Genomic DNA, 11343 nt, shown 5'->3' on the forward strand with positions numbered 1-11343 from the left:
ACTCATAATATTTTTCCTTTCGTTTTTTTATAAATAGAACAGCCTGCAGCGGGAATCGTTTAAAAAAAAATGTTATCAAATGTTAAAAAATAACATCGGCGTTTTACTCTGTTTTATCAATGGTCGTTTCCTCCTTATCAAGGGGTGCCGGCGGAACTTCATCGACATTCCGTTCTATTTCCTGCGTCTCCACGTGGACTGCAAACTCCGAAGGTTCGATCGGTATGGCCATTTCTGTCGCATACTCCCGCGTAAAAATCGCACCGAAATAAAGGATTGCCGCGGTATAATACACCCAGAGCAGAATAAGCACAAAAGAGCCTGCCGCACCGTAGGTATCCTGGGTGGCAGAACGCTCTAAATAGATCCCGATCAGGTAGCGGCCGATTACAAAAAGAATGGCTGTAAATAAAGCCCCGGCGCGAACAGTCTTCCATTGAATATTGACATCCGGCAGCGTTTTAAAAATCACGCCAAAGAGGATCACAATAACCACAAAGGAAATAACAAAATTGATCAGGTTCATGAGTACAACGGTGATATCCGGAAAGTAGCGCTGAAGCTGACCGGTAAGTGCAAGAATCACGCCGTTGATAATTAAGGTCACCACCAATAAAAATCCCAGTCCGATGACAAGCGACGAGGAAAGCAGGCGGTCCTGGATCATCTTGAGCCATCCTTTTTTGGGTTTGGGACGCACATGCCAGATCTTATTGATTGAATTCTGCATATCGCCAAATACCGTCGTTGCACCGATTATCAGGGTCACCACACTGATCACTAGCGCCATATTTGATTTGCCCGACAACTGGAGATTTTGAATAACCTCTTCGATCTGCTTGGCCGCATTGCTTCCGACAAGGCCTTTGAGTTCGGCAAAAACCTTTCCCTCAATGGCTTCAGCACCGTAAAAAATGCCGGCCAGCGAAATGATCAGCACCAATATCGGCCCAATAGAAAAAACAGTATAGTAAGATAAGGAGGCACTGTATTTCATGGAATCTTCATTCATAAATCCTGATACTGTATTTTTCAGTATCGTCCAATAAGTCTGTAGCTTGTTTGTATTTTTCTTTTTTACATCCATTGTCTTTCTGGTTTTTAAGAAAGAAACTCTTAGAAGGGGCAGAACGTTTGTTTTTTAAGAAAATTTACGCTACGATTTAAGAATTCAACCCGCCGAAAACTAGGCACACAGCATAAAAATCAAGCTCAGCAACCTTAAAATCAAGCAGTAAGCCAAAAGCACTTATCATAAAAGAAATAAAGACAAACTAATGATTAAACTCTATTGTTCCTAATAAAAAATACTATAAAAACAGCGTACAACAGGATGAAAAGTATTCAAAACGACCCCAATATTTTAAATGACCTTATTAAAATCAACAATGACCGCATCGCGGGATATATGCTAGCGATTGATCTGGCCAACGAGCAGGGCGAAGGTGCCCGTGAAGCGGTATTTAGGCAATTAATTGAGCAGTCTGAACGGTTTATCGAAGAGCTCAGGCCCCAGGTGGAACTTGCCGGTCAATATGCTTCTGACCGGACGAAATTAAGCGGTGAGCTCTTCCGGCTGTGGATGGTGATCAAATCAAAAATTTCAGGCGGCAATATGCAAGATCTGCTGGAGAATTGTGAGCGGGGCGAGGCTGCCTTTCAGGAGGTGTACAATAAAGCACTTGATGAGGGCGATAAGCTATCCATTGGTGTCAAAAATCTGATCCAGATTCAGCTCAGCCAGCAGCGCGAAGCCCATGAAAATATTAAAATTATGTGTGGGATCTAATTTACCCACAAAACAAATAGGTCCCTGAATCTAATTCAGAGACCTATGCTGAAAGTTCAGTAAAGAACTCCAATAATTATTGGCGATTACAATCTGTAGGAAACTGTGGCTACGAAGTTTCTGCGCTGCTGCGGGTTGACAGACCAGTAACCGATATAATATTGTTTATTGTTGATATTATTGAGGTTAAAATTGACCCGGAATCTGTTGAACGAATAGTAGACCGCTCCATTCACAAGCGTATAACTCGGAAGCTCAAATACGCCCGTCACGCTATTGTCGATGACCTTATACTTGCCGCCATAGTTACCGCCGAGACCGAAGCCCAGATTTTTGAGTTTACCGTTCTGAATTTGGTAAGATCCCCATACATTGCCCAATGTACTCGGTCCCTGACCACCCGGAGCACGGCCCTTTTCGTTGTAGAAATCATTTCCGTTGCCGGCGATGATGGCAATATGATTATAGCTGAATCCGGCTTTAACCGAAAAACCAGCGTATGGTATCGCTTCGATGTCAAAATCAACACCTTTGCTCTCTACCTTTCCACCCTGTACTGAGCCCGTCGGCGTGCTGTACACCCGATTGGCAACCCGAATATCGTACAGCGCGAGCGTTGTCCACAATCTATCTTTGATCAAGCTCGCCTTTGTACCCAGCTCCCACTGATTGGCACGTTCCAGCTTAAAGGACTGCACGCCAGTCTTGACATTATTGGCATCGTAGACGATATTAGGCGCAACATTGTAGAATGCATTCATATAATTGGCAAAGAGCGAAACTCGGTCTTTGACCACCTGATAGACCAGACCCAGTTTTGGCGACAGCGCCCACTGGCTATAATTATCGTCTGCATCGGAAACCTCCCCTTTTGAATCAAAGTAATCGGCCCGCAAACTCGCCATCAACGAAAGCCGGTCGGTCAGATCCAATAAATCCGAGGCATAGACACTGAATGAGCTGTTTTTGATGTGGGAGGGATCGCCCGCATCGGTACCTGCTAGCAGCTGATCAATCGCCTGCCTGGTCAGCGGAACCACCGGCAGCTCCTTGCCGTCTCCATCCAACGGACCTTTGATCAGTCCCTGCGGATTTACCCGCCGTCCCAGGCCCCAGCCCGAACCATGATCCTTGACATCGCGGGCAAAATAGTCTACTCCCACCAGCAGCCTATTTCGCAAACCCGCTAGTTTAAAGTCGCCGTTAAAATTCTGTTGTATATCAAATGTTCTGGTCTTCTGATTTTCATTGTGGAAGTACTGGTCAAAAAAACTGTCGCCAGGCTGATTTCCCCAGATATAGCTGTAAATCCCATCCGACTTGACATTGCCCATGGAGACCACAGTCTGTGAATTCCATTGCTCATTGATCTTATAGAGCACCTCGCCCTGCACATTGGACCGCGGGTTTTTAATGGATAAATCGTTGCTGGTAAAGGAAAGCTTGGGGTTGAGGTTAAGTTCCGCAATATTTTTAAAGGTTAAAGGAGCGACACGGTCCGAATGGAAGAAAACCGGCGCTACAGCCCTCTTCATATCGAGAAGCTCGGCCATCAGATTGACCGTCAGCCTGTCATTAACCTTATAAGTTAGTGAAGGTGCAAAATAGAAGGAGTTTTTGAAACCCGCATCCTGAAAACTATGTTCGCGGTGGAAGGCCGAATTTATCCGGAGGGCGATAGTTTTGCTTTTATTTAAAGGCGAATTGAGGTCCACCGTTGCGCGGTGCAGATCATTGCTCCCATAGCTGTATCCCACTTCACCGCCAAAATCAAAGTAAGGTTTTTTGGTGATGGTATTGATCACACCGCCATAGCCGTAAAAGCTAGCGCCAAAAAGTGTCCCCGAGGGACCTTTGAGCACCTGTATTTCCTCTACACCGGCTGGGTCCAGGATACCACTCGCCAGCCCCGGAAGTCCATTGACCAGGTTGCTCTGCGCCTCAAAACCACGTAGGGAGAAATAAGCACCCCCATCGCCGGCGCGTCCTGTCGATTCCCAGGTGCGGCTGATGCCAGAGACATTGCGCAGCAAGGCATCGTCAAAATTAGTAATTGCCTGCTGCTTCATTATTTCATGGGATACCGTCGTATACACCTGCGGGTTCTCCAGATTGCTCAGCGGCATTTTAGCGATAGAGCTTAACGTCCGGTTGGATCTGAAACCAGATACCAGCACTTCATGCAACTGTGCATAGTTTTCATCCAGGACAAAGTCAAGTACCGTAGGTTTGTTGCCCTCCACGGCTACTGTTTTTTCGATTGAATTTAAACCTGTAAAGCTCGTGATGAGTTGGTAGTTCCCCGGTTTGAGGCGTTCAAATTTGTACTGCCCATTTTTATCAGTCTGCGTCCGTTTATTCGTTCCCTTAATGGTTAGGTTGACCGATTCCGCCGGATTACCATCCAGGGTCGTAATCTTTCCGAAGATACTGGCTGTCTGTGCATTGGCGACACCGGTAAGCGATAGCATCGCTACAGCAATATGTATAGATTTCATTCCCATAAAAAATTTATGGAGCCGAATATAGTACTATTTCATGTTTATTTGAAATTAATTAGACTAATTATAAATAATTAATTATTCAAAGCTAACCTCGGGGTTAATTAATCTGGGGATCAGCGCGCTCGCGCACCTGGCGGTGAATCCAGCGCGTGCTTCTCAGTTCTAAAAATCCAAGCAAAAAAATAATGTATCACAAAATAATTCACCTTATAGCTATAAATTATCTATAGCTCCATGTAACGATACAGCCAAGTTTCGATCCCGCTAAATCACTTCTGATCAGCGAGAAACAAAGAAGGCCAGGTCTGCGTTGACCTAGCCTTTAGAAACACAATCATCCCACCAAACATTCTTTCATCCATTTTACCGTCGGAAGATTTTAAAAAACTTTCTAAATTTCCAGCCCGCTAAAAGCACCAGTACAATTAACCCAATCAACCAAGAGCCAGGGCTGAATAAGGTGCGGCGATTATCCGATGTTGACTTTTGTATTTTTTCCGAGGAAATCTCATTCAGCTCCCTGGAAAAAGCATTTCCAAAGCTTTTATTTAATTTTGATTCCTGTATAAAAAGCTTACCGCGTTCAGCAATAATTCCGCTGTCCGGGTGAAATCGAAATCTGCCTTCCGATGAAAAGTACCAATAGCGCGATAGGCTATCCTCTTGTATATTATACCATTGCTGGCGATACTCCATTCGCTGCAGATCTTTAAAGGTCGATTGCTGTTCCTGGCGATCTTGCTGCTTAAAAATTTTGCAGGAGTGAAAAAACAAGAAGCCCAGGACCGAGAAAAAGCAACATGTTAAACGGTTTACCATAGCCTTCGATCAATCTAACCAATTTGAAAACGCATAAATGGTAGCCGAGGGGCGTCGCTTTGTAAGCACGCAATTGGCACTGTTACCCTCTACCGTGATGATCCAGTTTCCCTCCTTTTTGTGCACAATCCCCACATGGTTGATACGCTTCAGGTTTTGGCTATAGATTGCAAAGAGATCTGCCGGACGTACCGCGGACCGCTTCACCTGGTCTTTTGTGTAGCGGCGAGCTTTTGGAAAAAGTGCCGGGCTCCATGCATTTCGTGGTGCCAAACGGCCAGCACGACCATAACACCAGGATGCAAAAGCCGCACACCAGGCATATCCTTTTCCGAGTCCGGTATAAGCTAAGTACTCCTCTATCCGCCTGCCATCGTTACTGCCTGTCGCCTCCCGCACACCAATCTCCTGTACAGCGAGAGCTACAATACGTTCTCGCATATCCGATCCACTGTAACATTTCAAAGATGCTGCATCCTCATGTCCGGCGACAGGATCTGTACGTCGGGATTCAGCATAACTGTCTAAGAGTTTCTGGTCGATTACAGCAGCATCGCCAGTATTGCCAAGAAAGAAAACAGCGACAGAAAGAATACCGAAAAATAGATAATGCATTTTTGCCATGATGTCAATTGATTAAAGTGATAACTAAATTCCTGACGGAAAAACTTAAAAGGCTGCCAAAGCATTTCCTGAAGCCAAAAGCAGCAATAAATAGCCGCTAGCCCAGCGAGTATGGCAAAGAGCAGCACCGAGAGCATACCGATGTCCAATACCCCCGATGTTGGATCGAGGGCCTGCAGCAAGAGGCCCGATGAAATAAAAAATATAAGTAGACAGGCCAGTACTATGCTGAGCACCTGTCTACCTGTTAAAGGCCAATAGATATCCTCGATATCGGAGACCAATTGTTTTTGTATAAATTCCATATTACTTTTTAAAAATTAATTAATCTGATAAGTACCCAAGTACTGGCTTCGGGCATACTTTAAACCATCTCTATCACTGCATAGGATATACAGCAAAAGTTCTTTCCCGATCAACGAATTAGGTACATCTAGGAAAGCTTGCTTTTCACTACGTAAGGCTAGATTCTGACTTCTTATCGCCACACCCTCTTTCATCTGATAAGCGATCAGCTTGACATGATCATCCCAGGCACAAAAGGAGGAAAAACTATCGTAACTGACCAGTATCCGACTAGTTTCCTCGACTATATCTGAGACCAGCACCCCAGGCAATGTACCATCGCTGAGCCTTACTTTTTCGGGATCCACATAAGGCCCCTCTTCCCCTTCAGCAATGCCCATACTAAGCACATGCGACAGGGCGAGGTTAAAGGGATATATAAGCTTTTTTTTACGTTTGGCTACAAATTTATATCCATCAGCCAGAACCGATTTAAGCGGTAAGAGAAACCTCATTGCCAAGGCAAAACGCTTCTGCTGAGCTAGCTGAGCATCTGACCGTTTCCTATTTGATTTTTTCTTCATAATAGATCAAAAAAATAAAGGGGACATCGTCCATAGCGGACGACATCCCTAATGAATAACTAAATGAGCTGTATCAGCCCCAAATAACCACTTTTAGATACGCGCTTTTTCTTGCGGTCGGCCATGAAAATCCAGAGGTGCACCGCACCGCCAAGCAGATGTGCAGGCACCACAAAAGTCGTGGTACCCATACGGCGGGTCGGCACGATGGAAGGCGCTAAAAACTCGTCCTGCTCGGGATGGTATCCGACGATGTACACACCGTCATCATCTGCTGTCCGATAGATGTCATTGTTGTTCGAATCCCAGGTGACCGTCATCTCTTCATCAGCAAAAGAAGCCCCTTGCGGTGGCCCCAGATAAAAGGACCCGTCGGCAATTCGGATTTTACTAAAGTCCAGTATAAAGTCTGGATAAGTCCCCTGGATAGCCAGAGGCTGATTATATTGAAAAGCAGCATTAAGGGGAGTCTGTCTATCGGCTTTTTTCTGTCCGAATCCTACCTGCAGGTAAGAGTTGATCGGCATTAAAAATCGCATCAGCAATTTAAACTTTGCCTGCGTGATCAGCTGCTCCTGGCTAGCCGGTTTGCTGCTTTTTTTATAAAGCCCTTTGAGGTAGTTGATACTCTTCCAGCTGGAGCCTATCACGGAGCCGGTCTTACCGCTTATACCTCCGTTTATTCCATTTACTATTGTTCCCATTTTTTTATGTTTTTAAAAATTAAACCCTTGTCAGTGGCTAAGACATACCGGTATTTAAGCCTGACATCACAAACGTAACAACTTAAAAAACAAAACTATACAGCAAAACAAAGACTGGCAGATTACTGGCAGGAGGTCTTCGAAAGATAGGCAGGAAGCTGGCAGATCTTGGAGGAAAATCAATTACCATTTTAGAGATCCGATCCAATCTGAAGAAGGCAGGTTATCACCAGTTCACCTGACCAACACCCAACCAAGACCCAGCGTTTCTCGAGCTTTCCTAAAGTTTTCCTGCAGTCCGCTTCGGGTCAAGCCCGAACAAATCCCGATGGCCACCCGAAGGAAACCGAAGGAAGGGTCGAACACAGGTACGTGAAAGGGTGAAGATGGGCGGGAGTTGGTCAGGTATTGTTCCGAAGGTTAAAATAAAAAAGGTCCTCCGAAAACGAAAGACCCCAAAAATAATCTCTATGCATTCTACATTTACAGATTCCAGTACGCACGTTTAAAACGTTCTACATTCGTCTGTAAAAAAAGTCGTTTGCCATTTTCCTTGCGTACCGTTCCAAGCATCCCCTTATGCTGGTAACGGTACAAGGTCCTTTCACTAATGCCGACGAATTCCTGTACATGGGAGGCATCCCACCAGACCGCATCACGCTCTTCAGAAACCTCATTCTTGTTGTGCATTTTTTGCAATTTGCTATAGAGCATATGTAAAGCAAACAATATTGCGCCATCATTTGCTTTATGGGTATTTTTTCGTGTTCTATTCAAAATTATCTTCATAAAATCAGTTTTAATTGTTACATCGTATTCTTTTTGTTTTTATTCTTGCTCACTTTTTGATCTCTTGCGATACCATGTATTTGAAACTTCCCACTAATGGAATTCTGTTCAATCCACTCATCAAAATATTTGTATTTTCCCTTTTCACCACGGTTTATCTCTATCTCAGGAAGTAATACATGATGAGCAGTCACACCTACAACATGCCTGAGGGAAACCGCTATACTGCGATGTACCTGTGCAAAGCTTGCTTTGGGTAACAGGGCGAGCATATTACCGAAAGACTCGTTGACTTCTATAAAAGTTTTATCATCCATCCACATCCTGGTTTGATTATTTTTGGCTTCAATATAGCGGATCTCATCGTAGTTGAGCCTTTTCTTTACCGAACCGCGCTCGCCATAGAAGAAACACTTATTTTCTTCGTTCAGGTTATTCAAACCATATTGTTGGATATTCTTTTTTGCTCTATCGATGGCCTTATAATAACGTTCCTGCTCGAAAGGCTTAAGAAAATAATCGGTCACCTCGTAATGGAACATTTTGTCGCCTACCTCCCTATTGGTACTGCATACGATAACCTGAAGATTTGCAATACCAGCGTTGCCTCGTTTGAGGCTTTCCAGCTGCCCCAAAATATCCAATCCGCCAACGATTGGCATCTCAATGTCCAGAAAAAGAATATCCAGTTTTAGACGGCGCAACGCCACCAGGGCTTCCTTGGGATTACTGGTCGCATACACACATTCAACACCATCTGTTAAATCTACATATCTTTTAAGATCATCCACAACATGAGGATCATCATCCACAATCCCTACACGAATTTTATGAAGGCGTCCTTCCTGCTTTAATATTTTTTTTATAGTATCCATGTTAAAAATTTATATCCAAGTTCAAGTAAAATATGCCGTCAGCCATTTGTTTTATCAAAGAAAATGCTTCACCGTATTCCAGACGGAGCAATTTTGTCATTTGTTCTAAACCAGTTCCCCCTTCTTCAAAGATCCATGCGGACTGGGAGGACACCCTATTCTTGCAGCTTATCGATACCTTCGACGTATCACTAAACACGTAAATAATACTTTCAAAAGAAGAGTCGCTATAATCGCCGTGTTTAACCATGTTTTTATACAGGCTCAATAGCATCATGGGTATAATCGGATTGTTCCAGTCATGAATTTCCGACTGCAACCGAATTTGATTCTGATCATACAGCCGCATCAGCTGCCGCAGATAAAAGAGCTCATCTTCCAAGTTTCCCGATATACTTTGTCCAAAGTTCATCTTTCGCATGGCATAGGCTTCCAGACCAAAGAAAAGATTTATTCGGGCCAATGTACTAGGTTTTTTTCGCGCCAAACGTGTAAAGCTCTGCGTTAGATTGCCCATAAAATGAACAGCCCAATTACGAAAAAGCTTAGCTTTCAGACTTTCTAGGGACTGCGTTCTTTTCAATCCCAAATGTCTGAAAAGTCCCACACTGAGATTGTAAATGATCTCTATAGCAAGAATTAAAATGCCTTTGAGAACAAAAGTCATATAAAAAGTAAATACATCGATTCCAAAGTCTATCGCCCTGAACAATTTGGGGTTCTTGAGTACTTTCTGGCTGAGCTCTGTCGGAAATTTATAAAGCAGCAGAAAAACTACCAAAGCTGTCAGCAGAAAATACCCAATTACGATCCCTATCCGCTGCACGGTAAAACGCCTAAATAGTACACGTCGCAACCAAGCCCGATTGGTATAGCTAATGCCCAACATTAAAGGGGCCATTACTATGATAACAAATACATGCCACCAGCCGTATTTATAGATATTTACCAGGCTAATCCAGGCAAAATAGCCTCCCCAGAAAATAAGGTGAAAGCGCGTTGATAATGGTTTAAGAATCTTATCCTTGATCATAATTGGTTTAGGTAATAAGAAAAAACAAAGCTATATTTTAACAAATAAATTATTTTAAGAGACAATTTATCAATTAAAGAAGATTTATACAACCTTAGCTCCCAAAAAACACGTTTAAACATTCAACCACATTTCTTTGAATTTCTGACTGGTTGTTTGAAATTCTATAGATCCGATGACAACCGAACGGCCTGTAGCCAGATCAAAGAGTCTTCCTTCCCCCTGTATATCAAACGGTAGCCAAAAACTCTGCAAAGGCATTCGCTCCAGTTGTCCCAGCAGTTCATGCTCAAAAACTGTCGGCAGGCATTCCCATTGGATCAATTCCTCCACAGCGAGCTTTCCGACAAGATCAAGGATATATTGGAGTGCAGGTTGGTAGTCGGATTTACTGTTCACATATCGTACGTCCTCTCCAAGACGAAGGGTTATTTGCCCGTCTACTATTGTCATGATCGCAGTTCTGATTGGAACTTTAGTCCAAAAGCTCAACGCAGCGATCCCCTCACGTAAAAGCAGCTCCGATCTATGCAGTCTGACTGGTACCCATCCCTTCGAGGCGGGACCAGCGCCGAGCTGCCCATCGATAAAGAAGATCAGGTCGTAGTTCTTTCGAATCACTTCCCTGAGCTTTAAGAGCGGATTGCCCTGATCAGCACGAATGAAGATTAATTCGTCTTCGGTCGCTTCCCGGCCAAAGGAAAACTGGAACTGCTTCCTGTAAATCTCTCCCTGTTCTTCAAAAACATCCGAACGCAACAGTATGGCCAGTTTACGCCCCAACACCATCAGCACCCTTGCGATCAGGCCATATGGACCAATATGTAAGCAGGCCCAGATGCGTGGCTCCAGTTCATTACTAGGCCAGACTTTGATCAGCTGCGATAATAAATTGTCATCTGCCTGATAATGCTGCTGATTGGACCATTCCTGATGTATTCGCAAAAAACGGATAAGGTCCCCGGCATCTGGAATCAATTGCCAATGGTACAAGAGGGCTATAGCTTTGAGCGATCTATGCCAGCTGTGGCTGCTCAGCGATAATGTGTTCGTGATTAAATATGGGTCATGCCCCATATTTTGAGATATATTCTTCATACTTGTTCGACTAATTGGTTATCAAAAAAGGGTGTCCGGATCACCCATCAGGTTACTACGTATACTTAGAAGTAGTAGATATCACATTTTTCCTCTTCATCTTTGCCCAGAAGCTTTAGTGTTTCCCTATTGGAAAAAGTACAAAGTGCCTGTTTAGCCAAAAGCTGCATTTCTATAAAAAGCTGTTCCATGTTGATTTCATCTTTTTTGCGTCCGTCCAGCACCAAACTTGCCCAGTT

The 11343-nt window shown here is 43.9% G+C and carries 12 protein-coding genes; 1 reads left to right on the top strand and 11 read right to left on the bottom strand.

All coding sequences use genetic code 11. The features are described from left to right. Positions 1-103 precede the first annotated feature (103 nt). Entirely contained in the window at positions 104-1087 is a 984-nt protein-coding gene (locus tag B3C94_RS20815; RefSeq protein WP_293907328.1) for a YihY/virulence factor BrkB family protein, read from the bottom strand. A 246-nt stretch (positions 1088-1333) separates the two neighbouring features. Between B3C94_RS20815 and B3C94_RS20820 the strand changes: the two genes are divergently transcribed. Continuing rightward, positions 1334-1789 carry a PA2169 family four-helix-bundle protein gene (locus B3C94_RS20820; protein WP_293907330.1) on the top strand — a complete coding sequence of 152 codons (456 nt, stop codon included), beginning with the start codon at positions 1334-1336 and terminating at the stop codon, positions 1787-1789. Between the two features lie 86 nt (positions 1790-1875). On the opposite strand, the gene B3C94_RS20825 is transcribed toward B3C94_RS20820, so the two are convergent. The 10 genes from B3C94_RS20825 to B3C94_RS20870 form a co-directional block, all read right to left on the bottom strand. Then, positions 1876-4287, bottom strand: a complete 2412-nt coding sequence (locus B3C94_RS20825; RefSeq protein ID WP_293907332.1) for a TonB-dependent receptor — start codon at positions 4285-4287, stop codon at positions 1876-1878. 369 nt (positions 4288-4656) lie between these two features. After that, positions 4657-4989 (bottom strand): hypothetical protein, encoded by a 333-nt coding sequence (locus B3C94_RS20830; protein WP_293907334.1) that lies wholly within the window; start codon positions 4987-4989, stop codon positions 4657-4659. 132 nt (positions 4990-5121) lie between these two features. After that, positions 5122-5736, bottom strand: a complete 615-nt coding sequence (locus B3C94_RS20835) for a CHAP domain-containing protein (protein WP_293907336.1) — start codon at positions 5734-5736, stop codon at positions 5122-5124. Then, positions 5655-6041 carry a hypothetical protein gene (locus tag B3C94_RS20840; RefSeq protein ID WP_293907338.1) on the bottom strand — a complete coding sequence of 129 codons (387 nt, stop codon included), beginning with the start codon at positions 6039-6041 and terminating at the stop codon, positions 5655-5657. Before B3C94_RS20840 ends, B3C94_RS20835 begins: the two co-directional genes overlap by 82 nt. A gap of 15 nt (positions 6042-6056) precedes the next feature. Further along, the gene (locus B3C94_RS20845) at positions 6057-6605 is read right to left on the bottom strand and encodes a DUF6266 family protein (protein WP_293907340.1); all 549 of its coding nucleotides are present in this window, start codon (positions 6603-6605) and stop codon (positions 6057-6059) included. A gap of 59 nt (positions 6606-6664) precedes the next feature. Beyond that, positions 6665-7309 (bottom strand): DUF6266 family protein, encoded by a 645-nt coding sequence (locus B3C94_RS20850; protein ID WP_293907342.1) that lies wholly within the window; start codon positions 7307-7309, stop codon positions 6665-6667. A gap of 483 nt (positions 7310-7792) precedes the next feature. Then, positions 7793-8098, bottom strand: a complete 306-nt coding sequence (locus B3C94_RS20855; protein WP_293907344.1) for a hypothetical protein — start codon at positions 8096-8098, stop codon at positions 7793-7795. 17 nt (positions 8099-8115) lie between these two features. Then, positions 8116-8973, bottom strand: coding sequence for a LytR/AlgR family response regulator transcription factor (locus B3C94_RS20860; protein ID WP_293907346.1), 858 nt, complete (start codon positions 8971-8973; stop codon positions 8116-8118). A gap of 1 nt (position 8974) precedes the next feature. After that, positions 8975-10006 (bottom strand): hypothetical protein, encoded by a 1032-nt coding sequence (locus tag B3C94_RS20865; RefSeq protein WP_293907348.1) that lies wholly within the window; start codon positions 10004-10006, stop codon positions 8975-8977. Positions 10007-10120: 114 nt separating this feature from the next. Beyond that, the gene (locus B3C94_RS20870) at positions 10121-11104 is read right to left on the bottom strand and encodes a hypothetical protein (RefSeq protein ID WP_293907350.1); all 984 of its coding nucleotides are present in this window, start codon (positions 11102-11104) and stop codon (positions 10121-10123) included. Positions 11105-11343 lie beyond the last annotated feature (239 nt).

This window comes from Sphingobacterium sp. UBA5670 (assembly GCF_002420705.1).
Classification (GTDB): Bacteria; Bacteroidota; Bacteroidia; order Sphingobacteriales; family Sphingobacteriaceae; genus Sphingobacterium.